This window comes from Xylophilus sp. PBN-3R (assembly GCF_057747805.1).
The window spans coordinates 4,485,818-4,511,377 of the sequence record NZ_CM173225.1 but is presented as its reverse complement, the minus strand read 5'-3'; the positions used below and the strand labels follow the sequence as shown (position 1 = coordinate 4,511,377).

The following is a 25,560-nucleotide window of genomic DNA, read 5'->3' as shown; positions in this document are numbered from 1 at the left end:
AAAATCACCGCACAGAAACTTCCCCCCAACCCAGACCCAGACTCTTCTGCAGCGCCACGTACTGGGTCATCAAAGCAGCAGCCCCTTGAGTCAAGCCGTCCTCGGCCTGCAACCGCTGCCGCTCGGCATCCAGGGCGTCGAGCAAGCTGGCGGTCCCTCCCCGATAACGCAGCTGGGCCAACGCAGCGGACCGCGTAGCCGAATCCCGCGAAGCAGCCAATTGCTCCAACGTCTCCCGCCGAGAACGAAAACGGGAAACCCCCGACTCCGCGTCCTGCAACGCAGCCAACACAGCCTGCCGATAACGCGCCTCGGCCTCATCGAATGAAGCTTCGGCCTGCCGGACTTTCGCCCGATTACCTCCAAAGTCCAGAAAATTCCACTGCAAAATCGGCCCGCCCAGGACCGCAAGTTTGTCGTGGTGGAACAAATCCGAGGCACTGCCAGAAGAAAACCCGACATTTCCGAAAAGCGTCACCCGCGGAAACCGCGCCGCTATCGCCTGCCCGACGGCAGCGTTGCCAGCCACCAGCGACCGCTCGGCTGCCCGCACATCCGGCCGCCGCCGCAACAGGCCGGCAGGGTCGCCCACGGCAACCGTCGCAGGCACCTTGGGGAAAGGCGCAACGGCAGACAACTCGGCGTCGAGCGCCCCCGGCTCCTGCCCGGTCAGCAACGCCAGCTGATCCATCGCTTCTTCGATGCGGCCGGACAAGGGCACCAGGTTGGCCTGGGTCTGCGTGATCTGCGCCCGCACCCGCTCGACATCCAGTTCGTCGGCCGTGCCACCGGCCCGCCGGGCCTCGGTCAGCGCGAGCATGCGGCGCTGCAGTCCGGTGCTGGTCCGGCCGATCTCCAACTGCCGCTGGAAACCCCGCAAACCGGCATAGGCCTGCCCCACTTCGGCCGCCAGCTGGACCTGCGCATCCTGGTATCGGGCGATGGCCGCATCGGCCTGCGCGGCGGCGCCTTCCACTCCGCGGCGCACACCGCCGAACAGGTCGATCTCCCACATGGCGTCGAATCCTGCCGTGTAGAAGTCGATGGTCTGGTGGCCGCCTGACGACGTCTGCGAAGACGACGAAGACGAAGACGAAGAAGAAGACCCGCCCAGCGCCGAAAGGGCACTGTTCGCCGGCACCGATGCCTTGATGGCAGCGCCGGTCGCCGTGGCCCCGGGCAAACCTGCCGCCCGGCGCTGCACCAGCAAGGCCCGCGATTGGCGAATGCGCGCCTCGGCCGCCTGCAGGTCGGGACTGTTCGCAAAAGCCTTTTCGATCAGCCGGGTCAGTTCCGCATCGTCCAGCGATTCCCACCAGCGCGACGGCGGCGGCGCCGGTATTTCCAGCGCCGCATCGGCACGATGAAACGCCCCCGCAGCCACCGACTTCGGAGCGGCATCGGGCGCACCACGGTAATCGGGTCCGAGCGTGCAACCGGCCAGGGCAGAGCAGGCGAGGCCGAGCAACAAAATGGATTTATGCGTCATGTCAGGCTGCCGGCTTGGAGGTCTGCCCCTTGGGCAGGGGCTTCAAAAACAGGACCAGCGGAATGGTGCACAACAGCACCATGCCGAAGACCCAGAACAGATCGGAATACGCCATCACCGTGGCCTGCCTTTCCACCTCGCGGCCGAGCGTGCCGATGGCCCGCAACATGCCGGTGGCCGGATCACCGAAACCCAGCTGGCCGGCGAGTCCCTGCACATAGTCCTGCCCGCGTGGCGAATTGGCGGTGACCGATTCGCCGACCTGCTGAACATGCAGGGTGGTGCGACGTTCCTGCAGCGTGGATACCACCGCAAGGCCGAAAGATCCCCCCAGGTTGCGGGCGCCGTTGAAAAGCCCGGCCGCGTCTTCGGCGAATTCTTTGCCGACCGAACTGGTCGCCGCCTGGTTCAGGAACAGCATGCAGAAGTACTGGCCGAAACCTCGCAATATCTGCGGCCAGATGAAGTCCTCGCCCACCGTGACATCGGTCAGGTGGGCGTTCATGAAACAGCTGCCGGCAAAACACAACAGACCCAGGGCGATCAGGAACCGGATGTCCACCGTGCGTGCCAGCCAGGGAAACAGCGGCATCATGCAGACCGCCGGGATGCCGCTGAGCAGCACCACATATCCGGCTTGCAGCGAGTTGTAGCCGGACACGTTGGCCAAAAATTGCGGGATCAGATAAAGCAGTCCGTACAACGCGCCGCCGACCACCAGGCTGATGACAAACACCATGCCGAAACTGCGGTCGCGCAGGATGCGCAGGTACACCACCGGCTCTCGTCTGTGGGCTTCGGCGGTGAACTGGCCGATGGCCAGCAGCACGAATCCGATGATCGACACCACGGTCAGCCGGATGATGAATTGCGACTCGAACCAGCGTTCGCGCTGGCCCTCTTCCAGCACCACCGTCAGGCAGCCCAGGCCCATCGCCAGGCCGAATATGCCCCACCAGTCGGCATTGGCCAGCAGTTCCGGCCGCCCCTTCTGCGCCGGCAGGCCGATGGCCAGCAGGGCGATCAGCAAGATGCTCACCGGCAGGTTCAGGAAGAACGCGTAGTGCCAGCTGATGTTCTCGGTCAGCCAGCCGCCGAGCAGCGGTCCGATCACCGGACCCAGCACCGCCGTGATGCCGAAAAGCGCCACGCCCACCGGCTGCTGTTTCGGCGGCAGGCGGGTGCTGACGATGGTCATGGCGGTGGGGATCATCGCGCCGCCGGTGAAACCCTGTCCGACCCGACCGACGACCATCTGCGCCAGGCTGGTCGACAGGCCGCAGACCATCGAGAAACCGATGAACAGGATGGTCGCGATCAACAGGAATCGCCGCAGGCCGAGCATGCGCTGGAACCATCCGGCCAGCGCGATCATCACGATCTCGGACACCAGGTAGGCGGTCGAGATCCAGGTGCCTTCGGTGCCGGTGGCGCCGATCTCGCCCTGGATGGTCGGCAGCGATGCATTGACGATGGAGACGTCCAGCAGCGCCATGAAGGAGCCGATGGTGCCGGCGGCGACCGCCAGCCAGGCGCCGCTGTCGGCTTTCTCTCCACTCACTTGCCGGGCCCCGGCCGTATGGCTTGCCGGTCGCGCTCGACCTCCTGTTTTTTCACTTCCTTGCGGCGGTCGTCGGTGTTGTCCGATTCGCTCTCCGCCCGTTCGCGCTGGTCCCTGGCGCCCAGGGTGTCGACCTCGACGGTGGCGGACAGGCCGGCCAGCAGCACCCGCCGGGCCTCGGCACCCGAATCGACCCGGATGCGCACCGGCACCCGCTGGACCACCTTGGTGAAATTGCCGGTCGCGTTCTGCGGCGGCAGCAGGGCGAACTGCGCACCGGTGCCGGGTGAAAAACTTTCGACCTCGCCGTGCAGCACCGAGTCGGGCAGGGCATCGATGTGGATGTCCGCAGGCTGGCCGATACGCATCAGGCCGATCTGGGTTTCCTTGAAGTTCGCCACCAGGTAGAGCTGGTCGATGGGCACCAGCGACATCAGCCGGGTGGCCGATTGCACGTACTGGCCGACCCGCACGGTGCGGTCACCCACCCGTCCGGCGATGCTGCTGCGGACCACGGTGGAACCCAGGTCTGCCTCGGTTTGCCGCAACTGCGCTCGTGCCTGTTCGACCTGTGCTGCAGCCACCGCCTGCTGGGCCCGGAGCGTTCCAGCCTGGCGCACCGCGTTTTCACGCTGGGCCCTGCCGGCCGCGACCTGCGATGCGGCCTGGTCGCGGGTCTCGCGCAGCCGGTCGAGCTGTTCGACGGTGTGGGCGCCCTGCGCCACCAGCGGCGTGTAGCGATCGACTTCTTCCTGCGAGTGTTTCAGCGTCTGGATGGAACCCTGCAGCTGGGCATCGGCCAGTGCCACCTGCGACTGCTGCTGCGCCAGTTGCGCATCGACCTGTGCAATCGACGCCAGTCCCTGATCGACCTGCGCCTTGGCCTGCTCGGCGCGTGCACGGGTGTCGCGTGCATCGATACGGACCAGCGGATCGCCGACCGCGACCGTCTGGTTGTCGGTGACATAGACCTCTTCGACGTAACCCGGCACCTTGGACGAAATGGCCACCTGGTCGGCCTGCAGGTAGGCGTCGTTGGTCTTCTGCACGAACCGGCCGTGGCGCCAGTAATGCACGAACCAGATGGCGCCTGCAACCAGGACAACCAGGCCGGCGACGACCAGCCCGATGCGGACCTTGGGATTCTTGAGGGGCGAAGGCTTTTTTTCCTTCTTGTCCTCGTCCTTGCCGTCCTCTTGTTTACCGTCTTCCTGCTTCGCCTGTCTGCCGTTCTTGTCGTGGTTGGATTCGGCTGGGGGAGCGTCCTGCTCGGGCATGTCGATGGCCTTTAACGGGGAAGCCGCAGAAGATGCCGGAGAGCTCGCTGCCTGTCTGTCGCCGTCTTTCCGACATCCGATGTAGGACGCCCGCTTCGTGCGTATCCGGGCGGTTAATGCTCCGCGCCGGCATGCCGCAACCGCATCGAGCTGAACACCGCCGCGACCGCCGCAAAACCGGCGGCCATCACGAGCCCGACCGTCGGGCCGTGGCCGTTGTGCGCATCGAAAAGGCTGAAGACCCCGGCCAGCAGCACCACACCCATCGTCTGCCCGGTGAGCCGTGCAGTGCCCAGCATGCCGCTGGCGCCGCCGGACCGGTGCTGCGGCGCCGAGGTCACTATGGTGTGGTTGTTGGGTGACTGGAACAAGCCGAAACCGAATCCGCACATGGCCAGTCGCCACGCGATATCGATGCTCTGAGGATGGACCGGCAGCAATGTCAGCGCCGCCAGCCCGAGCGCCATGCAGGCCATGCCGATGCCGCCCAGCAGGCCGTCGGACACCCTGCCGATCAGGCGGCCGGCCAGCGGTGCGGCGACCACCGTCGCCAGCGGCCAGCAGCTCATCAGCAGGCCGGTCTGGCCGGCGCTGCGGCCTAAGCCGTCGAGGATCAGGAAGGGCAGCGAGACGAAGGCCAGCATCTGCGCCGAGAAGGCACAGACCGAACTGCACATCGAAAGCCGGAAAATCGGGATCCGCAGCAGGTCGACCGGCAGCAGCGGCACCGCTTGCCGACGCTGGCGCAACACGTAGAAGACTCCTACCGCCAGGCCCGCGGCCAGCAGCAAGGCGCCGTTGAGCAGTTTGCCGCGGTCGCCGCCGACACCGACACCCAATGCATCGGCGCCCATCACCACCAGCGCGAACATCGCGGCGTTGAGCCCGACATCCAGTCCCGACAGGCGTGCGCCCACGGTTGGCGGACCGGCGTTTTCGGGCAGCGACCGCAGACCCAGGGTGATCACGAGGATGCCGAGCGGCAGGTTGAGGGCGAACAGCCAGGGCCAGTTGGCCACCGACAGGATGGCGGCCGCCACCGTGGGACCGGCCACCGAGGCGGTTGCCACCACCACCGAATTGAGCGCCACGCCGCGCCCCAGCATCGAACGCGGATAGATGCGCCGCACCAGGGCCGCGTTGACACCCATCAGCCCGGCTGCGCCCAATCCCTGCAAGCCGCGCGCCAGCGCCAGCGTGAGAAGCGAACCGGAGGTCGCGCACACCAGCGATGCGGCGGTGAACACCGTCAGTCCCGTCAGGTAGACCTTCTTGTAGCCGATCAAATCCCCCAGCGTGGCGCAGGGCAGCAGCAGGGCCAGCAAGGCGACCTGGTACGCGTTGACCACCCAGACCGCATGAGCGGCGGAAGCGTTCAGGTCGCGGGCGATGGCCGGCAGTGCCAGGTTGACGATGGTGCCGTCCAGCACCGCCAGCATGATGCCGAGCACCATGACCAGCATGGCCTTGCGGCGCTCGTGAAGGGGGAGGCCGTCGGGAAGACCGTTGACCGGGACGGTGGTTGCGTTTGCGGATGGCGGCATGTTTCTTGTTTGTCTCTATGAGGGAGGCCCCGATGCCCTCCCGGAATCCGCGATTGTCGGCCGCTGCTGCTGCGGCTGCACCGCATCGCCTTGAAACCCGACCGGATGTACGTACATGCCGGGCAGGCTTCCGCCCCGTCTGCGGCTGCGTCCACCTCACTTCCGATTGCCCTCCATGCGTTTGCCCCTGCCTCTTCTTTCGTTGCTGGTCCACCTTTACGTGGGCTGGCGGCTGCTGCCGGCACTGGCGCATACGACGCCGCTGGCCAGCGGATTGCTGACCGTCTGGCTGGTGATCTCCGCGCTGTTGCTGCCGCTGTCGTTGCGGGCACCCCTCTGGGCACGAGGCGGCAAGGTCGGCACCTGGCTGAAGGTCGGCGGCCTGGTCGCGATGGGCCTGTTTTCGTCCCTGATGGTGCTGACCTTCCTGCGTGACATGGTGCTGGCGGTGGGCACCGCGGTCAGTTTCGTGATGAGCGGATCGCAGGAAGTCCTGGAAACCTTCCGGCTCTGGTCGGCCCGGCTGATTCCGCTGGCGGCGATGGCCGGCACGCTGTTCGGGGCCTTCAACGCGCGCCGCACCGCACAGGTGAAGCGGATCGACGTGCCCATCGCCGGCCTGCCGCCGGCCTTCGAGGGTTTCACCATCGCGCAGCTGTCGGATGTGCATGTCGGCCCGACCATCCGCGGGCCTTATGTGCAGGCGCTGGTCGACCGGGTCAACGCCCTGAACGCCGACTTGGTGGCCATCACCGGCGACCTGGTGGATGGCAGCGTGCCGGCCCTGCAGAAACATGTCGCGCCGCTGGCTTCTCTGAAAAGCCGGCACGGCAGCTTTTTTGTCACCGGCAACCACGAGTACTACGCGGGCGCCGATGCCTGGATCGCCGAGTTGCGCCGCATCGGCATCGAGGTGCTGCTGAACAGCCACGTCACCATCGCCAGCCGCGATGCCGGCGGCGCACCGCTGGTGCTGGCGGGTGTGTCTGACTACGGCGCGGGCCATTTCGACGTGCGCCATCAGAGCGATGCCGTGCGTGCCATGGCGGGCAGTCCGACCGATGCCGCCGCCCGCGTGCTGCTGGCGCACCAGCCACGCAGTGCCGGCGCGGCCGAGCCGGTGGGTTTCGACCTGCAGTTGTCGGGCCATACCCACGGCGGGCAGTTCTGGCCTTGGAATCATTTCGTGCGATTCCAGCAGCCCTATGTCGCCGGTCTTCACAAACTCGGCCGCATGTGGGTCTATGTCAGCCGCGGCACCGGTTACTGGGGGCCGCCGAAACGCCTGGGCGCGCCGTCGGAGATCACACTTTTGCGCCTGGTGAAGGCTGGCTGAAACGCGCCTCCATCCGGCAGGTGGTCGACAACACGTGTTCCTGCAGGCATTCGGCCAGCACCTTCGTCGTCGGAAAAAACGGGGTTCAGTGCTTCGATGGCCTGCGCCAGGGCTGCCGGAAACGTGTCGTGCGGTAGCCCGCCAACTGTCGGTCGCGCTAAAGGTCCAGCCGCTCGGGCCGGTTGTTCACAGGCTTCGTGCGGAGTCCTGAGACTGCAGGTGGCCCACCAGCATCCGTGCTGCAGGCGACAACGCTTCCAGCGAACGCACCGCCAGCACCAGTTGCCGCAGCGCCCAGGATTCCTGCAGGGTGACGGCCCGCACCTTCAGCGCCGGCAGATACAAGCGCGCACTGCCGCGCGGCAACACACCGATGCCCAGGCCGGCATCGACCATCAGGCACAGGGCGTCATAGCTGGTGACCTGCATGCGCAGTCGCAGGGGCAGGCCGGTTTCGGCAGCACGGCGGTGCAGCAGATCGTTGATGGCGCTGCCGGGATGCAGCCCGACGAAATCGAAAGCCAGTGCCTCGCGGTAAGACACCGCCCGGCGCCGTGCCAGCGCGTGGCCGCGCGGCACCACCACCACCAGTTCGTCCTGCCGATACGGCAACTGCACCAGCGTTTCACCTTCACCGTAATGACCTGCGTTGAGGATGCCGATGTCGGCCGTGCTGTCGGCCACCGCCCGCGCCACCTGGGTGGAGATGCGTTCCTGCAGATGCACCTGAACCGCAGGTGCCAGCGCCATGAAACTCCGCAGGTGTTGCGGCAGGAACTGGGTGATGGCCGAGATGTTGGCCGACACCCGCACATGGCCACGCACTCCACTGGCGAAACCGGCCATCTGTTCGCTTAGGTCGTCGAGCCCGTGAAGCACGTCGCGCGCCAGGCCCAGCAGCACATGTGCGGCCGGCGTCGCCAGCGTTCCCTTGTTGCTGCGTTCGAAAAGCGCGGTACCCAGGCTTGATTCGAGCTCCGAAATCCGCCGGCTGACCGCCGCTGGCGCGATGTGTTCACGTTGGGCGGCAGCGGCGATGGTGCCTTCTTCCATCACCGCCACGAACAGTCGGAGCGAAACAGGGTCGATGCGCATGTCGCGGATTAGAGCACCGCCTGATGTGCCCCGATTCCCCGCCATCGCCGAGTGCGATGGCGACTTCGCCAAAGATCGGTTTACGCCTGTGGGCCGATCGGCAAAAGATGTCTGCAACAGGAGACTTTTCCCCATGACGGATTTCAAAGCCGGCCCGCTGGCCGGGCTGAAGGTGGTCGAGATGGGCCAGCTCATCGCCGGCCCTTTCTGCGCCAAGACCCTCGCCGACTTCGGCGCCGATGTCATCAAGATCGAGCCGCCCGGCGCCGGCGATCCGCTGCGCAACTGGCGCCTGCTGCAGGACGGCACATCGGTCTGGTGGCAAGTGCAGTCGCGCAACAAACGCTCGATCGCCATCGACCTGCGCAACCCCGAAGGCCAGGAAGTGGCCCGTCGGCTGATCGCCGAAGCCGACGTGCTGATCGAGAACTTCCGTCCCGGCACACTCGAAAGCTGGGGCATGGACTGGGAGACGCTTCACACACTCAACCCGGGCCTGGTGATGCTGCGGATCTCGGGTTACGGCCAGACCGGTCCGTACCGCGACAAACCCGGTTTCGGCGTCATCGGCGAAGCCATGGGCGGATTACGCCACCTGACCGCAGAGCCGGGACGGGTGCCGGTGCGGGTCGGAGTCTCCATCGGCGACACCCTCGCCGCGCTGCACGGAACCATCGGTGTGCTGATGGCGCTTTACCACCGCAAGGCCCGGGGCGACGAACGCTCGGGCGGCCAGGTGATCGACGTCGCCCTGCACGAAGCGGTCTTCAACTGCATGGAAAGCCTGCTGCCCGAGTACAGCGCTTTCGGTGCGGTGCGTGAAGCCGCCGGCAGCGCCCTGCCGGGCATCGCGCCGTCGAACGCATACAGGTGCAGCGACGGTTATGTGCTGGTCGCCGGCAACGGCGACAGTATTTTTCGCCGCCTGATGGACACCATCGGCCGGCCCGACCTGGGTGCCGCACCCGACCTGCAGAACAACGCCGGCCGGGTGACTCGCATCGACGAGATCGACGATGCCATCGGCCGCTGGACCTTGCAGCGAAGCATCGCCGACGTGATGCAGTTGCTGGCAGATGCGCATGTGCCGGCCGGCAAGGTCTACACCGCCCGCGACATCGCCGAAGACCCGCATTACCAGGCGCGCGAGATGGTGCTCACCCAGGTCACCCGCGACGGCCATTCGCTGGCGGTGCCGGGCATCTGCCCGAAATTGTCGGCGACACCCGGCGGGCTGCGGACACCCGCGCCGCATCTGGGAGGCGATACCGACGCGGTATTGCGCGAGGCCGGACTCACGGATGAACAAGTGGCGCTGCTGCGCGCCAGGGGAGTGGTGGCATGACCGGATCCATCGAAGAAAAGATCGACGCCTGGGCCGGTGGCCGTCGTCGGCTGTACCTCCAGGAAGTCGGTACACGCGACGGGTTCCAGATGGAATCGGTGTTCATTCCCACGGCCGACAAGATTGCGCTGATCGACCGCCTGTCCACCGCCGGGCTGGCCAAGATCGAGGCCACTGCTTTCGTTTCTCCTCAAGCCATACCGGCGTTACGGGACGCCGAAATCGTGCTGCGTGAAATCCACCGCGAACCGGGCGTCGTCTACACCTGCCTGGTGCCCAACCAGCGCGGTGCCGAACGCGCAATCGAAGCCCGCGCCGACGAACTGAACCTGGTCATCTCGACCAGCGAAACCCACAACATCGCCAACCTGCGGATGACCCGCGAACAGTCGTTCGCGGCCTTGTCGGGTGTGGTCTCCATGTCGCTGGCGGCCGGTGTACCGGTGAATGTCTCCCTGTCGTGCGCCTTCGGTTGCCCGATGGAGGGAGACGTGCCGGCGGAAGTCGTGCTGGCATGGGCCGGACGTTTTCTGTCGCTCGGCGCCACCGGCATCACCTTGTGCGACACGACCGGAATGGCCTACCCCAGCCAGGCCGGATCGCTGGTGAACGCGTTTCGCCGGCGTTTTCCTCAGGCCGGCCTCACCCTGCATTTCCACAACACCCGCGGCATGGGGCTGGCCAACGTGCTGGCGTCGATTTCAGCCGGTGCCGACCGTTTCGATGCATCGCTCGGCGGATTGGGCGGCTGCCCCTATGCGCCCGGCGCCAGCGGCAACGTCTGCACCGAAGAAATCGTCCATGCCCTCGAACTGATGGACTACGACACCGGCTGCGACCTCGATCTGCTGTTGCAGTCCGCCGGCCAGTTGCCCGCCCTGGTCGGACACGAGGTGCCTAGCCAGTTGCTGAAAGCGGGCCCGCGGCTGGCACTGCATGCGCCGCCGGCGGATTTCAGCCAATGGCGTGACCGGGCACTGGCCCGCGACGCCTGATTCCTTATTCGTGATTCCTGGACTGCAACGAAGACTTCAACAAAAGAACGGAGACAGAAAATGAACCCCATTCCCCACTCGTGGACTCGCCGCAGCGCGGTCGTAGTGGCCGCATCGCTGGCGCTTGCCGGCATCGCCGGTATCGCCCAGGCCCAACCCGGCGGCTACCCCAACCACACCATCACGATGCTGGTGCCCACCGCGGCCGGCGGCACCACCGACATCTCGGCCCGCATGCTGGCGACACCACTCGGCGCTGCCCTCGGCCAGACGGTCGTGGTGGACAACCGGGGTGGAGCCAACGGCGGCATTGCGGCATCTGCCGTCAAACGCGCCGAAGCCGACGGCTACACGCTGCTGATGCAGTACTCGGGTTACCACGTCATCACCCCCCTGGTCAGCAAACAGGCACCCGGCTGGAAGGCCGAGGACCTGGCGGCGGTGGCCAACGTGATCTCGGCCCCGCAGATCGTCGTGATCCGTGCCGATCTTCCCTTCAAGACGCTCGCGGAACTGGTCGCCTATGCCAAGGGAAACCCGGGAAAACTCAATTACGCCTCGTCCGGCAACGGCTCGCTGCAGCACGCCACCGGCGCCATGCTGGAACAGCAGGCCGGCATCAGGATGACCCACGTTCCGTACAAGGGCACCGGTCCAGCGCTGCAGGATCTGCTGGGCGGCCAGGTGGAAGTCACCTTCGGCACCGCGCCGCCTTTCATTCCGCATATCCAGTCCGGAAAACTGCGGGTGCTGGCGACCACCGGCAAGACACGGCTGTCCAGCCTGCCGGATGTTCCGACCACGGCAGAAGCCGGTCTGCCCAAGCTCGACGCGACTTCCTGGTTCGGTGTCTACGCACCGGCCGCGACGCCCAAGGCGGTCATCGAAAAGCTGTCGGCGCAGATCGCCACGGTCGTTGCATCTCCCGCCTTCCAGCAAAAAGCCCAGGAACAGGGCGCGACCGCCGACTACCTGAATCCGCGCCAGATGGACGCCAAGGTGAAGCAGGAGACAGCGGCCTGGCAGGAAGTGGTGAAGGCGGCGCATATCGAGGCCGACTGACCGCCCTCGGCAGACCGGTAATGCGTGAAGCCTGCGCCGAGCTTCAGGCCATCACGACGTAAACCTTTCGCACGGTTTCCTCGATTTCCCAGACACCCACGGTGTCCGAAGGGAAAAACAGCGTATCGCCGGCGGCGAATGCGCGGGGCTGGCCGCCCGTGGGCGTGAAACGGCCCCGGCCGCACAGGATGTGCATGACTTCCGCAGCCTTCAGGTGACGTTCGAAACTGCCGGGTTGGCATTCCCAGATGCCGGTGAGGTTGGTTCCTGCGCCTTCGAGGTTCACATCGAGGCTCCAGGTCTGGCTGGCCGGCTGGCTCAGGGGCCGGGCGACCGGGCCGTCCGGCAACAGGCCCGTGACGGTGGCGGTTTGGGACAGGACGGTGATATCTCGAAGGCTCATCGGAAACTTGCTGCGGTCGGTGAAAAACGATGTGAAGGTGAAAATCCGGTCGCCCGGATCGCCGGCTGTTTTGTCTCCTGACTTCTCCTTTATTTCTTTATATAAGGATAGTAGTAGTAGTAAGCAGCGCCCAATTCTGGGGACAACAGAACAATAGCTTTTAAAAACAACGGCTTGCGTCGCCAGCAACCGTGTGTGCGGATCCGCCGATGTCTTTTTGGCGCTGTGGATGGATTGGGCTCATGCCACCCGTCCTGTGGATAAGCGACCGCTTGTTCGAAAGTTTTCCACAAGGTTTGCAAGACGCCGGTTTTTCGCGTGCGGAACGGCTTTCTGAAAATTGGCAGATTTGGCGGCCTGGGAACGCAAGTGCACGGTCCACCCTGTCGCTCGAGCAATGCAGGCCTTGAAAGGGCGTCCAGGCGTATTGGTGGCGACCCGCAACACCGAACAACAAGCTGCAAGTCAAACCAGGCGAACGACGGTGCGGCCGGAGACCGAGGCCAGCAGGTCCAGGAAATTGTCTTTTCCCACAAGATGCGCGGCTCCTACGGCCATCAGTGAACGTCGTGGTGGATCGCGATAGGCCGCGGCCCAGCTTCGATTGCGTCCGGTCAGCAGCACCGCGCGGATGGCACCCACCGAAAACAGGCCTTCCCGGGTACTTGGCACGATCTCGTCGACACGCCCCTGACACCAGGCCTCGTGGAAACGGCGAAGCTGGCGGGCGGCGGTCTCCGGCCGCGCCAGTTCGGCCTCGATGCCGGCAGTCCAGTCGGCTTCGGCGATCGCGTTCAGTTTTTCGAGCACCGCCGCCGGCTGTTCGACATAACCGAAGGTCTTGCCGTCGCGACGACTCCAGTCGTGCAGCGCCTGGTCGGCGCCGGGAATGCCCTGGATGCGGCAGGCCAGCGCCATGACGACAGCGGCACCGCGCTGGAATTCCGCCAGCGACCAGGGAAGAACGGCATGCGCCGCAAGTCCGTTCAGCAACTGCCAGAAGGCGGGCGACACCAGCGTATCCAGCGGCGCGCTGTTCTGGCGGGCCAGCTGGAGGAAATCCGTCGGCGAATGTTCGACGAAAACAGCCTCGCTCCAGTCGTAGGCCTCGGCCAGCCATTCGGGCAACTTGGCATCCGGCGGCAGCAGGTGCAGCGTACCGAGGATCCGAAGCCGGGTTCCGCTGAGTTCATAAAGCATTTTTTGAGGTCCGGGAGCGCGGAAACAGCGTTTGTACAGGCTGTGCTTCTGCCGCGTGGAAGTTCGGGCAAGTTCTTGTCTATTTGGTTTTATAAGAATAGTAGTAGTAGTAAGGAGGGCAGGTCTCTGGGGACAAGGTAATTTTTCCCTTTTGCGACAAGGACTTGCAACGCCCAGAAGTATGTGGGTGGTCGCAGAGGGAATTTTTTGGCGCTGTGGATGGTTTGGCGGTTCGGTGCCACCCCTGTGGATAAGTGACGGGTTACCAGGGTTTTTTCCACAGGGTTTCCGGCAAGCGGCGAAAGCCGGCCGCCATCTTGGTCAAACGGCGTGGGCGGACGCCATGCCCAGGTCGGCCAGCCACCGGGCGAAGTTTTCCGCGCCATGTTCCGGATCGGCCCGCAACAGGGCGGACGGATGCAGCGTGACCAGCACAGGCTGTCCTTGCGGACCTTCCATCCACTGGCCGCGTTCCTTCATGACGGCGACCGGCCGGCCCATCACCGAACGTGCGGCCGTGCCGCCCAGAGCCAGGATGGCGCGGGGCTGCACCAGCCGAAGCTCGTCGTCCAGCCAATGCCGGCAGGCTTCCATTTCCAGCTGTCCGGGCGTCTTGTGGAGCCGGCGTTTGCCGCGCATCTCGAACTTGAAATGCTTCACCGCATTGGTGATGTACAGCCGGTCGCGTTGCCAGCCGAGTTCGGCCAGGGCGCGGTCGAACAGTTTTCCGGCCGGGCCGACGAAGGGTTCGCCACGCAGGTCTTCCTGGTCGCCCGGTTGTTCACCTACGACCATCAGCCCGGCGTGCAGCGGGCCGACGCCCGCCACCGACTGGGTGGCGAATTCGCCGATCGGACATTCTCGGCACCGGTCGGTCGCGGCCTTGAGCTGGCGGATGTCCTGGATAACGGAAGGCACCGGCATATCCCGCAGGGGTTGCACGATGCCCTGCTGCAGTGGCCGGATGCGACGGGCAGCCACGGTGGGCGCCTGTTCGATCATTCCGCCGCTGCGGGCCATGGCCTGGGCCGACAACTCGCCGATCAGCCTTGCCTCCGGCAGGTTGTGCCAGTAACGCCGCGGCATTTCCTTTTGCATCATCGCGAGCTTGAGCCGGGCCGGGTTGAAGATGCTGGCGTAGTAGGTGAGCCAGAGCGCTTCGCCGGCGTCGGCCGGTGGCGCCTGGTCGCGCCGTGCACCGGGCGCCAGTTGCAGCCGGCCGGGAATATCGCCATCGGCGGGAAACCATTCGACACTGCGGCGCGGCGACAGGATCGCCCAGTGCATGTTGGGAAACCGTCGCGCAAAAAACGGCGCGGTGGCTTCGACGATGTGGTGGTCGGGCTCGAACCAGGCGACCTGCAGTTCGGGCTGGCCGGGTTCGCTGGCGGCCACCGTTCGAAACCGTACGAATGCGGTCATCTTGTGCTGGTCGCGTCGCACCGCCTTGGCCAGCCGTTCGGCGGTCAGCACATCGGCGTCGAGCGGGTCGTGGCGCAGGCCGGGTTCATGGGCAAGCCGCCACAAGAGCCGGTAGAGCAGGCCGAAACGGCCCGGATCGGAATGCAGCAGCACGCTTTTGCAAAGGGGCAAAAAGCTTGCGGGGACCGTCAGCGAATTTCCGCCGGGGATCGGAGGAGGAAGCGGCGTTTGGTCTGCGGCGAAAAGATCGTTCTCGGCGGTGCCGGCTACCTGCCATTCGACGTCTTCCGGCGGGATTCCCGCTGCGACCAGACGGCGGGCGTTCTGGCGAAAGGCCTCGAAATCCGTTTCTCCCGGCAACTGGATGCGATGTCTTCCGAAAAGGTCCATCGCAAGTCAGGTTCAGAACAGGCTGGCCTGCACCGCCACGGGCGCACGGCGCACCGGCATGGCTTCCATCTGCCGGCTGGGACGGTGGTCGTCGGCCAGCACGAATGGCAGCACCCGTGCCAGCGGCACATGCAGTCTCGAAAGGTCCGCCGCACGAAGACGCCGCACCCGGCGTGCCGCCAGCAGCCGTTCGACGGCTTTCACACCGAGCCCGGGTACCCGCAGCAGCATTTCACGAGGGGCCAGGTTCAGGTCGACCGGAAAACGTTCGCGGTGGGCCAGCGCCCAAGCGGTCTTTGGATCGACGTCGAGCGCCAGCAATGAACGTCCGTTGGCATCGGGCCGGATGATTTCGTCATGCGCGAATCCGTAGAACCGCATCAGCCAGTCGGCCTGGTAGAGCCGGTGTTCACGGATCAGTGGCGGCGCCGAAAGCGGGAGGTCCCGGGATGCGTCCGGAATGGGACTGAAGGCCGAGTAATAGACCCGCCGCAACCGGTAACTTCCGTAGAGCCGGGCGCTGGTGGCGAGGATGGCGCCGTCGTCCGCCGCATCGGCGCCGACAATCATCTGGGTGCTCTGGCCGGCCGGCGCAAAACGTGGCGCCACCGCACGGCGCGGACTGCCGGTCGGCAGGCTGACGATGGATGAAGCCTTGGCTTCCCGCACGGCATCCTTGGCGTCGTCGATGTGGATGCGCAGCCGCGCCATCGACCGGCGGATGGCCGGTCCGTCTTTTTCAGGCGCCAGTTCGGCAAGGCCGGCATCGGTCGGTAGTTCGACGTTGATGCTGAGCCGGTCGGCATATCGGCCGGCCCGCTGCAGCAGTTCGGGCGAGGCATCCGGAATGGTCTTGAGGTGGATGTATCCGCGGAAGTCGTGCTCCTCGCGCAGCACCCGCGCCACCTCGACCACCTGTTCCATCGTGTAGTCGGGGTTCTGGATGATGCCGCTCGAAAGGAACAGGCCTTCGATGCAGTTGCGGCGATAGAAATCAAGCGTCAGGTCGACGACTTCCTGCACGCTGAAACGCGCACGGGCCACGTTGCTGCTGACACGGTTGACGCAATACAGGCAGTCGTACTGGCAGAAATTGGTCAGCAAAATTTTCAGCAGCGAAATGCACCGGCCGTCGGGCGCATAGCTGTGGCAGATGCCCGAGCCTTCGGTCGATCCCATGCCCTGGCCACCCACCGAATTGCGTTTGTTGGTCCCACTGGAAGCGCACGAAGCGTCGTACTTGGCAGCATCGGCCAGGATGGCGAGTTTTCGGGTCAGCGGGTGGGTAGGCGTGTCTTGCATGACTGTACAAATATACAGTTATCCGGTGCAAAACAGCGATTACCCGCCTTTTGTCAGGGTTTCCGCCGTGGAAGGTGCGGTTTCATCTTCTTCCTCATTGCGCCGCCGTTGCAGTTCGACCATCAGGTACGACACGGCTGCGATCATCAGCGGGCCGATGTAATAGATGCCGCGATATCCCAGCAACGCCGCCAGCAGCGGTCCATGTTCGACCTGATGGCCCATCAGCGCGACAAAAACCGCTTCGGTCACGCCGAGCCCGGCCGGCACGTGGGCGATGACCCCGGCGATGGCCGCCACCAGCAGGGTGGCCAACACGGTGGAATAGGGCGCCTTGCCCTGCAGCAGCACGAAGATGATGGACGCCATCAACATCCAGTGCGCGGACGACAGGCACTGCTGCAATATCGCCAGCCGCCAGCCCGGCATGGGGATGGACTTGCCGCGAATCACCAGGTTGCGGCCGTCACGGCCACCACGCCAGGCGCAAAGCGCCAGGTAGGCCAGGGCGATGCCCAGGGCCACCGCACCCAGCCAGCGCATGTCGCCGGTGCCCATGCCCCACTGCGGTGGCAGGGGAAGTGGCCACAGCAGAAACACCAGCCCGGCCAGCATGCAATAGCCGATCCAGTTGGTCACCATGCTCAGGGCGGTGACGTGGGCGATCTGTCCACCGTGCAACCCGTAGTGGCCGTAAAGCCGATAGCGGAAAGCCACGCCGCCGATGATGGTGCCGAGGTTGAGGTTGAAGGCGTAGCTGATGAAGGTGACGAATAGCACCAGCCGGTGCGATAGTTTGTGGCGCGAGTAGTAACGCCCGATCAGGTCGAAGCTGCAATAGACCGAATAGGTCAGCAGGGTGAGCAGGCCGGCCAGCCCCAGCACGGCGTGGGGAATTTCCTTCAATGATGTCCATACGCTGCCCCATTCGATGGTGCGCGCCTGGCTTACGACCAGCCATGCGACCAGCAGGAAAAAACCCAAGCTGACGCCACGTTTGGTCCAGGGCCACCAGCGCTGTGCTTGCCAGCTGCGTGGCTGGTTCCAGCGAAACGCATGAATGGCTTCCGGATCGTTCTGCATCGTCAAGCGGCATCCGTGCGCGTGGCACCCTGGGTGGCCGTTTCGCCGCTGGTCGGCAGCTCCACCGGCAGCGCACGTTTACGCGGGTTGGGCAGCCAGGTCGCGGCAATCGGGTACCAGCGCAAGAAGTGGAAGACAAAGAAGCTGCGCACCAGACGCCAGCCGCTCCATTCGGTTTCCAGATTTTCGGTCTGGATGCGTTTGCAGCTGTGCCGTATGAGATGCGCCAGCTTGTCGTAGAGCCTGTTGTTGAAATCCCGGTCCCGGATGACGACATTGGCTTCGAGGTTGAGCGACAGGCTCAGCGGGTCGAGGTTGCTGGAACCCACGGTAGACCAGTTGTCGTCCATCACCGCCACCTTGCCGTGCAGCGGCCGGTCGCAGTATTCGTAGATGCGAACGCCCGCATGCAGCAGGTGGTGGTAAAGCAGGCTGGCCGCGATCTTCACGATCGGCATGTCCGGCTGTCCCTGCAGGATGAGGTCGACCTGTACGCCACGTTTGGCGGCGCGGCGCATTTCCTTGATCAGGCGATAACCCGGAAAAAAATAAGCGTTGGCGATCACCACCCTCTGCCTGGCCGAACGGATCGCCGCCCGATACTGGCGCTCGATGTCGTTGGTATGGCGGTTGTTGTCGCGGGTGACAAAAAACGCATCGGCCTTTCCGGTGGGCGGTGATGTTTCGGCCGGAATGGCCGCGACCCTGCGGCGTAACCAGTGCCGGCCCTGACCGCCGACCGCAATGGCATGCAATGCAAACCGATGGATGTGTGCGACCAGGGGTCCGGTGATCTCCACCGAATAATCCTGCTTGGCTTCCGGGCCGAAGGTAGCCAGGTGATCGGCCGAATAGTTGATGCCGCCGACGAAGGCGCGTTCGCCATCGATCACCACGATCTTGCGGTGCATGCGGCGCAGCCAGCCGTACCGGAATCCCATCACCCGGTGCCCGGGGTCGTAGACCCGGAAACGCACGCCGGCCGAAGTGAGGGAATGCAGGAAGTCGTGCGACAGGTCGGGAGAGCCGAAACCGTCGACCATCACATCGACCTTGACCCCGCGCCGGGCCGCCTTCAGCAACGCGTCCCGGAGCGCGAGGCCCACCTTGTCTTCGAAAAGAATAAAGGTTTCGAGCACTACTTCGCGTTGTGCGTTGGCGATGCATTCGAAGACCCGGGGAAAGAACTCTTCGCCGTTTTCAAGCAGCTTGAAGTCGTTGCCTGCAATCCAGCGAAGCTTGCGTCCGCCCCGTCCGGAATCGACCGCCGTATCGGCGTTCGCGTTCGCCGTCATATCGTCAGCTCCGCAGCCAGCGGCGCGTGGTCGGAAAGGGTCGACCAGGGTTTGCGTGGCAGCACGATCGGCGAATGCACCGTGGCGTCGCGCACATAGATCCGGTCCAGGCGCAGCACCGGCATCTTCGAAGGAAAGGTGCGGGCTGCCTCGCCGTTGGCCTGCACGAAGACTTCCCGCAGGCCGGAGCCTTGCTCGAGGATGTCGTGCGCCCGGCCGCGCCAGTCGTTGAAGTCGCCGGCCAGCACTACCGGCGCTCCGGCCGGTATGTCCTTGCGCACCATTTCGCAGATCTTCAGCAATTGCTGGCGGCGGTGGTTTTCAGCCAGACCGAGGTGCACGCAGATGGTGTGGACGTCGACCTCGCGACCGGGGATCCGCAGCACGCAATGCAGAACACCGCGCCGTTCCGGTCCGGCGATGGACACATCGTGGTTCTGGTAGTGGACTATCGGGAACTTGCTCAGCAGTGCATTGCCGTGGTGGCCGTTGTCGTACACCGCGTTGCGGCCGTAGGCGAACTGCTGCCAGATCTCGTCCGCCAGGAATTCGTAGTGCGGGTTCTGCGGAAAGTTGGCGTGGCGGTCGGGGTGTTTGGCATGGGTGCCGAGCACCTCCTGCAGAAACACCACGTCGGCCGAGACGGCACGCACTGCATCGCGCAGTTCATGCAGCATGAACCGGCGATTGAACGAGGTGAAGCCCTTGTGGATGTTGACCGTCAGCACCTTGAAGGTGAACGGTTGTGGGTCGGCGCTCATGGATGCTTTCGTCGCTGCGGGCAGTTCCGCTCTGTTACGAAGCATTGTCCGGGCCTGCTTTGGACCAGACCGTAGGACGAGACCCGATTTGCCCGGCGGGCCGGTTTGGCCCGCCGTTTCCTTCAAGTTGGCTTAGATGCTTAAAAGGAGTGGGCGTAACGCAGTTGGACGTAGTTCTCGCCCGGATTCGGTTTCTTGATGCTGGCATTGGAGTAGTGCAACACCCGGACCGAAACTTCATGCTCGCGTTGCGCGCCGAAGGTGTAACCCAATGCCAGGTGGCTGCCGAAGTTGAATCGGGTGCTGAAGTACTTCACGTCGCTGCGATACAGCACATCGGTATACGAAACACCGACGCCGCCATCGACGAACCAGTTCGAGCGGCCTTCGTCGAAACGCAGACGGAATGTGGGGGTCAGGCCGATCAGCCAGGTCTGGTAGTCGTTTCCGCGGGTGTTGTCGGCCACGTGGTAGGTGCCGTACAGGTCCCAGTAGGCGGTGGCTTCGGTGCCCCAGACGGAGCGCTTGAAATCCATGGGTTTGGTGACGCCCAGCGTGTAGGCGTTGGTGTCGCTCTTGCTGCCGGCGGCGCCGTATTGCAGGTAGATGCCGTTGGACACCGACGGGTCGGCGTGCACCACCGGGGCGGCTGCCAGCAGGCAAAGGACGGAAGCGAGAGAGATGGACAGTTTGTTCATGGTTTGCCCCGAAGCCGGCGCAGGAAGTGGGAAAGAAAACGGTTTGGTGAAACGAAGTGTAGGAGGCAATCCATGACCTACCAAAGTGCCACGGTTCTATCGCGTCAGCGTCCTACAGGTCGCGGGCGCACGGTCCCGCAGTTTGTGGGCGAGACGCTACGTAAGGTCAATACAAGTCCTCAAACACCTTTACGGATGTGGGACTTGCAACAAGTGCGGCGGGCTTTCCGGCCCCCGTTTTCAGCTTTATTTGCATGCCTGATAAATCGAAGGAACTCGCCATGAACAAGATCAAATCCACCCTGCTGATTGCCAGCCTGATGACCGTTGCCGGTTTCGCCTCGGCCCAAGTGCCGACCACCACCGCTGGCGGCGCAGCCACCACCAAGGTTGGCGGCCAGATCAACCCGGTCGACAAGTCGCCCATGACGAGCGACACCACCCGCGCCGAAGTCAAGAGCGAAGCCCGCATGGCTGCCAAGCAAAAGAACAACAAGACAGTGGCATCGGGTGAAGCCAGCACGACCGGCCCCAACGGCCAACCCAATGGCCGTCCCGCTGCTGAGAACCCCGCGGTCAGCGGCATGGGCAATCCGGTGAAGGATGCGACCGTGCCTTCCGCACGTGCTGCCGTCCGCACGCCCGCAGGCATTGCCACCGGCGAAAAGACCCCCCGTCCGTAAGCTCTGGCTTGCCAAGAAAAAAGGGACCGCGAGGTCCCTTTTCTTATGGTCTTCCAGCAGTTGATCAGCGTGCCGGCGGCGGGCCTTCGCCGCCCATGGGAGCACCGCCGGGGCCGCGCGGTCCGCCCTTGCCGCCCGGGCCGCCCAGCGGTCCGTGGCCCTCTGGACCGTGATGGCCGAAGTGAGGCGGTGGCAGCGCATCGAAAGTTTGCTGTTGCGCCGGTGTCAGCGTGGCATAGAAGGCCTTGATCGAATCGCCGCGGCGGTCGGCTTCCGCCTGATGGCGGGCACGCATTTCACGCATCCTGTCGATGCGCTGCGGCGTGGTCAGCCTGGCGAATTCGGCACGATCGGGACGCTGGCCGCGCATGCCACCTTCTGGAGGACGCATCGTGGTGACGAAGGTGTTCCAGTTCCCTTCCTGTTCGGGTGTGATGCGCAGCTTGGCCTTCATTTCGGCGAAGTGTTTTTGCATGAGGGCTTCGCGTTTGGACGGGTCGAAACGACCTTCCGGACCGCCCGGGCCGCGCGGTCCGGCATGGGGTGCCGCGGCAGGGGCCGCCTGGGGTGCCGGTGCGGGCGATGTCTGGGCGAAGGCGGAGCCGATGCCGGCGGTGGTCAGCAGGCCGGTGAGAACGATGGTGCGGAATTCGGGACGCATGAGAGTTTCCTTTCGAAGACCCCTGTTGCCACTTGGCGTCAGGTTGGAAGTCAGTGTCCGGTCCGCGTGTAATGCCAGCACCGTACGAGCGTGAGGCTTGTGTAAACCTTCCTTTCCTTCGGTACGACAATAGCCCGGTTGCGGCCGCGTCCGGCCGTGTTCCAACGAAGTCAGCGAGTCCCGAAAAGTGTTCAAGAACGTCATCGTCTACCGCATCGCCCCGCAAGAGGGCGATGCCTTGTTGAAGCTCGAGGAAGGCCTGGACAAGGCGCGTTTCGTGGCCTGCGGTGCCAGCCAGGAGCGGTCGGCCGGATGGGTCGAGCCACGTGGCGAAGCCCATGCGCCGCTGGTCGAGTCCATCGGCGGCCAATGGATCATGAAGTTCATGGTCGAAGCCAAGGTCGTGCCCGGCACGGTGGTGCGTCGCAAGCTAGAGGAACGCATCGCCCAGATCGAGAAGGAAACCGGCCGCAAGCCTGGTCGCAAGGAAGCCAAGGAACTCAAGGAAGACGTGTTGATGCAGCTTCTGCCGATGGCCTTCACCCGTCAGGGCGCCACACCGGTCTGGGTCGATCCGCAGGCAGGCTGGCTGGTGATCGGTTCGTCGGCCACGGCCCGTGCCGACGAGATCGTCACCGCGCTGGTCGACGCATTGCCCGGCGTCACCGTGGTGCCGCTCTACACCCAGCAAAGCGCCACATCCTCGATGTCCGACTGGCTGGTGAGCCAGGATCCGCCGACCGGTTTCAGCGTCGACCGCGAATGCGAGCTCAAGGCTTCGGACGAATCCAAGGCGGTGGTGCGTTATGCACGCCATCCGCTCGACATCGATGAGATACGCACCCACATCGAACAGGGCAAGCTGCCCACCCGCCTGGCCCTGACCTGGCAGGACCGGGTCTCCTTCGTGCTGACCGAAGGCCTGCAACTCAAGAAGATTACCTTCCTGGAAGGTGTGTTCGAAGGCGGCGGCAACCAGAAGGAAGACGGTTTCGATGCCGATGCCGCCATCTCCACCGGTGAACTCGGCCAGTTGATGCCCGACCTGATCGAAGCCCTGGGCGGCGAGATGCCCGAAGGCGGGATGCCTTCGGTGCCCGGCGCCGCACCGGTGGCGGCTGTCACCTCTGCGGCCGTGAAACCCGCCGAAACGGCCGGCACTGCCGAAGACGACGACGCGCCTTTCTGAAGTTCTAAGGCCGCATCACCGGTTCGGCCAGGCTGTCCAGGATCGGGCAGTCCGGCCGGGCATCACCGTGGCAGCAGGTCAGCAACTGCTGCAAGCCGGCCTGCATCTCGCGCATCGCCCCGATGCGCCGTGCGAGTTCGTCGACATGGTCCTGCGCGATGCGTTTCACGCTTGCGCTGCTGCGGCGACCGTCCTGCCAGAGGCTGACCAGCTGGCCGATGTCGGCCATCGAAAATCCCAGGTCACGCGAACGTTTGATGAACCGCAGCGTGTCCACGTCGACCTGCCGGTATTGCCGGTAACCGGCTTCCGTGCGCGCCACCGGCGTCAGCAATCCCAGCGTTTCGTAATGCCGCACCATGCGCTGCGAGACACCCGACAGCCGGGCCGCCTCACCGATGGCGAAAGGTGGCGCGACGGGCGACATCACTCGGCCTTGTAGCCGGCGTCGACGATGGCCTGGCGGATGTCCGCGCGCGGCGTCTCCGTCGTCACATCGACTCGGCCGCTGGCCAGATCGACGGAGATTTCCGCTGCCGGGTCGAGGTCCTCGATGGCTTCCCTGACGTTGCGGACGCAGTGCTGACAAGTCATGCCTTGCACCTTGAATTGTTCTTGCATACGGACTCCTGGAAATACGGTCGTCGCCGGTCGGGCGGCCCTCCATTTTCGGGCAGCCCGGATAACCGCCGAGCCTTCGGGGAGAACTTTCGAGTCATCAGACAACTGACCCGGGCCTGACCCAGCCGAAAGTCGGATTCCGGGAATACCCGGATGAGGTTAAACGTTTTCCCGCTCAGAATTAAGCTTCTGTTGTACGACAACACATCACTAAAACCGCAGACAGCGGTTCAACAGGAAACCGTCAAAGAAGATGCCTCATTTCCCTGCATCAAATCCCCGGCTCGCCCGTTTGTTGTTGACCGGCGCCGCCGGCGGCCTCGGCAAGGTACTGCGTGAAAGACTCAAGCCTTTCGCGGATGTCCTGCGGCTGTCCGACATCGGCGCCATGTCGCCGTCCACCGGCCCGTCCGAAGAAGTCGTGTCGTGCGATCTGGGCGACAAACAGGCAGTCGATGCACTGATCGCCGGCTGCGATGCCATCGTCCACCTGGGCGGTGTATCGGTGGAGCGTCCATTCGAAGAGATCCTGGACGCCAACATCCGCGGCATCTTCCACATCTACGAAGCGGCCCGCCGCCATGGCGTGAAACGTGTGGTGTTCGCCAGTTCCAACCATGTGGTGGGCTTCCACAAGCAGACCGAACACCTGGACCACACCTCTCCGCGTCGCCCGGACGGCTATTACGGCCTGTCAAAGTCCTTCGGCGAGGACATGGCGCAGTTCTACTTCGACCGCTACGGCATCGAGACGGTCAGCATCCGCATCGGATCTTCGTTCCCGGAGCCCGCCAACCGCCGGATGATGAGCACCTGGCTCAGCTTCGACGACCTGACCGCGCTGGTCGGCAAGTCGCTGTTCACGCCCGAAGTGGGCCACACCATCGTCTACGGCGTATCGGCCAACCGCGACCTGTGGTGGGACAACCAGGGCGCGGCCAGGCTGGGTTATGTGCCGAAGGACAGCTCCGAGCCCTTCCGCGCCAAGGTCGAGGCCCAGCCGCCGGTCGCGGCCAACGATCCCAACGCCATCTTCCAGGGCGGCGCGTTCACCGCCCAGGGCCCGTTCGCCTGACGGCCTGCCGCCCGACCCGCACACATCAACTTTCCTCCACCGCTTTCTTTTCAATAACTCAGAGACAACACATGAAAAAGCACACCACCCTCCGCGGCGCACTGAGCCTGGTCGCCGTCGCCGTCCTGTCGATGTCGGCACTGCAGGCCGAAGCCCGCACCTTCCGTTCGGCGGAAGTGCATGCCAAGGACTTCCCGACCAACCAGGCGGTGATGTTCATGGGCGGCGAACTGTCCAAGGCCACCGGCGGCAAGGACAGCATCAAGATCTTCTCGGACAGCGCGCTGGGCTCCGAAAAGGACACGGTCGAGCAGGTCAAGATCGGCGCGCTCGACATGGTGCGTGTCAGCAGCGCATCGTTCCACGGCATCGTGCCGGAGTCGGTCATCCCGTCGCTGCCCTTCCTGTTCCGCGACATCGAGCATTTCCGCAAGACCATGTACGGCCCGCAGGGCGACCAGGTGCTGGCAGCTTTCGAGAAGGCCGGTTTCATCGGCCTCGCGCTGTATGAAAGCGGCGCCCGTTCGGTCTATGCCAAGAAGCCGGTCAAGAGCATCGCCGACATGAAGGGCCTGAAGATCCGGGTGCAGCCTTCGGACCTGATGGTGAGCATGTTCGCCGCGGTCGGCGCATCGCCCACGCCCATGCCCACCGCCGAGGTCTACACCGGCCTGAAGACCGGCCTGGTCGACGCCGCCGAGAACAACTACCCGTCGTACGACGAAGCCAAGCACTTCGAGGCCGCACCGGTCTTCTCGGAAACCATGCACGTCATGACACCCGAAGTGCTGGTGTTCTCCAAGAAGGTCTGGGACACGCTGTCCAAGGAAGAGCAGGTCGCCATCCGCAAGGCCGCCAAGGATTCCATCCCCTACTACGTCAAGCTGTGGGAGCCGCGTGAACAGGCCGCCAAGGCCGCCGTGGTGAAGGGTGGCGCGAAGATCGTTCCGGCTGCCGAGATCGACCGCGCAGGTTTCGTCGCCGTCGAAAAGCCGGTGTACGACAAGTTCGCCACCACACCCGCGCTGAAGGCGCTGGTGCAGGACATCGTCAACACCAAGTAAGCGGGCCGC

24 protein-coding genes are annotated in these 25,560 nt (G+C 64.6%); 8 read left to right on the top strand and 16 right to left on the bottom strand.

Annotation, left to right across the window (positions count from 1 at the left end; all coding sequences use genetic code 11):
• Window positions 1-4: 4 nt before the first annotated feature.
• From AC3ANW_RS21435 to AC3ANW_RS21420, 4 genes are all read right to left on the bottom strand, one after another.
• Window positions 5-1,489, bottom strand: coding sequence for an efflux transporter outer membrane subunit (locus AC3ANW_RS21435; RefSeq protein WP_488342846.1), 1,485 nt, complete (start codon window positions 1,487-1,489; stop codon window positions 5-7).
• Window position 1,490: 1 nt separating this feature from the next.
• A complete protein-coding gene (locus tag AC3ANW_RS21430; RefSeq protein ID WP_488342845.1) occupies window positions 1,491-3,050 on the bottom strand; it encodes an MDR family MFS transporter in 1,560 nt (519 codons plus the stop codon).
• Window positions 3,047-4,327 (bottom strand): HlyD family secretion protein, encoded by a 1,281-nt coding sequence (locus tag AC3ANW_RS21425; RefSeq protein ID WP_488342844.1) that lies wholly within the window; start codon window positions 4,325-4,327, stop codon window positions 3,047-3,049. The genes AC3ANW_RS21430 and AC3ANW_RS21425 overlap by 4 nt, the downstream gene beginning before the upstream one ends.
• Before the next feature lie 113 nt (window positions 4,328-4,440).
• A complete protein-coding gene (locus AC3ANW_RS21420) occupies window positions 4,441-5,871 on the bottom strand; it encodes an MFS transporter (protein WP_488342843.1) in 1,431 nt (476 codons plus the stop codon).
• 175 nt (window positions 5,872-6,046) lie between these two features.
• On the opposite strand from AC3ANW_RS21420, the gene AC3ANW_RS21415 reads away from it, so the two are divergent.
• Window positions 6,047-7,207: a metallophosphoesterase gene (locus tag AC3ANW_RS21415; protein WP_488342842.1), complete on the top strand. Its 1,161-nt coding sequence runs from the start codon at window positions 6,047-6,049 to the stop codon at window positions 7,205-7,207.
• Between the two features lie 186 nt (window positions 7,208-7,393).
• Here AC3ANW_RS21415 and AC3ANW_RS21410 read toward each other — a convergent pair whose 3' ends face one another.
• Entirely contained in the window at window positions 7,394-8,302 is a 909-nt protein-coding gene (locus tag AC3ANW_RS21410; protein WP_488342841.1) for a LysR family transcriptional regulator, read from the bottom strand.
• A 133-nt stretch (window positions 8,303-8,435) separates the two neighbouring features.
• On the opposite strand from AC3ANW_RS21410, the gene AC3ANW_RS21405 reads away from it, so the two are divergent.
• Genes AC3ANW_RS21405 through AC3ANW_RS21395 form a run of 3 tightly spaced genes read left to right on the top strand, consistent with a single transcriptional unit; the run spans window position 8,436 to window position 11,704 of the window.
• Window positions 8,436-9,647: a CaiB/BaiF CoA transferase family protein gene (locus AC3ANW_RS21405; protein ID WP_488342840.1), complete on the top strand. Its 1,212-nt coding sequence runs from the start codon at window positions 8,436-8,438 to the stop codon at window positions 9,645-9,647.
• The gene (locus tag AC3ANW_RS21400) at window positions 9,644-10,642 is read left to right on the top strand and encodes a hydroxymethylglutaryl-CoA lyase (RefSeq protein ID WP_488342839.1); all 999 of its coding nucleotides are present in this window, start codon (window positions 9,644-9,646) and stop codon (window positions 10,640-10,642) included. The genes AC3ANW_RS21405 and AC3ANW_RS21400 overlap by 4 nt, the downstream gene beginning before the upstream one ends.
• A gap of 60 nt (window positions 10,643-10,702) precedes the next feature.
• Window positions 10,703-11,704, top strand: a complete 1,002-nt coding sequence (locus tag AC3ANW_RS21395) for a Bug family tripartite tricarboxylate transporter substrate binding protein (protein WP_488342838.1) — start codon at window positions 10,703-10,705, stop codon at window positions 11,702-11,704.
• A gap of 43 nt (window positions 11,705-11,747) precedes the next feature.
• Here the strand turns inward: AC3ANW_RS21395 and AC3ANW_RS21390 are convergent, their stop codons facing one another.
• From AC3ANW_RS21390 to AC3ANW_RS21355, 8 genes are all read right to left on the bottom strand, one after another.
• The gene (locus AC3ANW_RS21390) at window positions 11,748-12,107 is read right to left on the bottom strand and encodes a cupin domain-containing protein (RefSeq protein ID WP_488342837.1); all 360 of its coding nucleotides are present in this window, start codon (window positions 12,105-12,107) and stop codon (window positions 11,748-11,750) included.
• A 465-nt stretch (window positions 12,108-12,572) separates the two neighbouring features.
• Window positions 12,573-13,307: a TraB/GumN family protein gene (locus tag AC3ANW_RS21385; RefSeq protein WP_488342836.1), complete on the bottom strand. Its 735-nt coding sequence runs from the start codon at window positions 13,305-13,307 to the stop codon at window positions 12,573-12,575.
• Window positions 13,308-13,628: 321 nt separating this feature from the next.
• Entirely contained in the window at window positions 13,629-15,119 is a 1,491-nt protein-coding gene (locus AC3ANW_RS21380) for a UdgX family uracil-DNA binding protein (RefSeq protein WP_488342835.1), read from the bottom strand.
• A gap of 12 nt (window positions 15,120-15,131) precedes the next feature.
• A complete protein-coding gene (locus AC3ANW_RS21375; RefSeq protein WP_488342834.1) occupies window positions 15,132-16,421 on the bottom strand; it encodes a putative DNA modification/repair radical SAM protein in 1,290 nt (429 codons plus the stop codon).
• A 39-nt stretch (window positions 16,422-16,460) separates the two neighbouring features.
• Window positions 16,461-17,504, bottom strand: a complete 1,044-nt coding sequence (locus AC3ANW_RS21370; protein WP_488342833.1) for a lysylphosphatidylglycerol synthase domain-containing protein — start codon at window positions 17,502-17,504, stop codon at window positions 16,461-16,463.
• A gap of 2 nt (window positions 17,505-17,506) precedes the next feature.
• Window positions 17,507-18,799, bottom strand: a complete 1,293-nt coding sequence (gene clsB / locus AC3ANW_RS21365) for a cardiolipin synthase ClsB (protein ID WP_488342832.1) — start codon at window positions 18,797-18,799, stop codon at window positions 17,507-17,509.
• Window positions 18,796-19,560, bottom strand: coding sequence for an endonuclease/exonuclease/phosphatase family protein (locus tag AC3ANW_RS21360; protein ID WP_488342831.1), 765 nt, complete (start codon window positions 19,558-19,560; stop codon window positions 18,796-18,798). The genes clsB and AC3ANW_RS21360 overlap by 4 nt, the downstream gene beginning before the upstream one ends.
• Window positions 19,561-19,700: 140 nt before the next feature.
• Window positions 19,701-20,258 (bottom strand): acyloxyacyl hydrolase, encoded by a 558-nt coding sequence (locus AC3ANW_RS21355; protein ID WP_488342830.1) that lies wholly within the window; start codon window positions 20,256-20,258, stop codon window positions 19,701-19,703.
• Between the two features lie 281 nt (window positions 20,259-20,539).
• On the opposite strand from AC3ANW_RS21355, the gene AC3ANW_RS21350 reads away from it, so the two are divergent.
• Window positions 20,540-20,941, top strand: coding sequence for a hypothetical protein (locus AC3ANW_RS21350; protein WP_488342829.1), 402 nt, complete (start codon window positions 20,540-20,542; stop codon window positions 20,939-20,941).
• 64 nt (window positions 20,942-21,005) lie between these two features.
• Here the strand turns inward: AC3ANW_RS21350 and AC3ANW_RS21345 are convergent, their stop codons facing one another.
• The gene (locus AC3ANW_RS21345) at window positions 21,006-21,602 is read right to left on the bottom strand and encodes a Spy/CpxP family protein refolding chaperone (protein ID WP_488342828.1); all 597 of its coding nucleotides are present in this window, start codon (window positions 21,600-21,602) and stop codon (window positions 21,006-21,008) included.
• Between the two features lie 187 nt (window positions 21,603-21,789).
• Here AC3ANW_RS21345 and AC3ANW_RS21340 point away from each other — a divergent pair, with 187 nt between their 5' ends.
• On the top strand, window positions 21,790-22,791 hold the full coding sequence (locus AC3ANW_RS21340) for a recombination-associated protein RdgC (RefSeq protein ID WP_488342827.1): 1,002 nt from the start codon (window positions 21,790-21,792) through the stop codon (window positions 22,789-22,791).
• Window positions 22,792-22,795: 4 nt separating this feature from the next.
• Here AC3ANW_RS21340 and cueR read toward each other — a convergent pair whose 3' ends face one another.
• Together cueR and AC3ANW_RS21330 are read right to left on the bottom strand one after the other, a co-directional pair.
• Window positions 22,796-23,218, bottom strand: a complete 423-nt coding sequence (gene cueR / locus AC3ANW_RS21335) for a Cu(I)-responsive transcriptional regulator (RefSeq protein ID WP_488342826.1) — start codon at window positions 23,216-23,218, stop codon at window positions 22,796-22,798.
• On the bottom strand, window positions 23,218-23,412 hold the full coding sequence (locus AC3ANW_RS21330; protein ID WP_488342825.1) for a heavy-metal-associated domain-containing protein: 195 nt from the start codon (window positions 23,410-23,412) through the stop codon (window positions 23,218-23,220). The genes cueR and AC3ANW_RS21330 overlap by 1 nt, the downstream gene beginning before the upstream one ends.
• 253 nt (window positions 23,413-23,665) lie before the next feature.
• Here AC3ANW_RS21330 and AC3ANW_RS21325 point away from each other — a divergent pair, with 253 nt between their 5' ends.
• Both AC3ANW_RS21325 and AC3ANW_RS21320 read left to right on the top strand, forming a co-directional pair.
• Entirely contained in the window at window positions 23,666-24,487 is an 822-nt protein-coding gene (locus tag AC3ANW_RS21325) for an NAD-dependent epimerase/dehydratase family protein (protein ID WP_488342824.1), read from the top strand.
• A 71-nt stretch (window positions 24,488-24,558) separates the two neighbouring features.
• Window positions 24,559-25,551, top strand: a complete 993-nt coding sequence (locus AC3ANW_RS21320) for a TRAP transporter substrate-binding protein (protein ID WP_488342823.1) — start codon at window positions 24,559-24,561, stop codon at window positions 25,549-25,551.
• The last annotated feature ends 9 nt before the right edge of the window (window positions 25,552-25,560 follow it).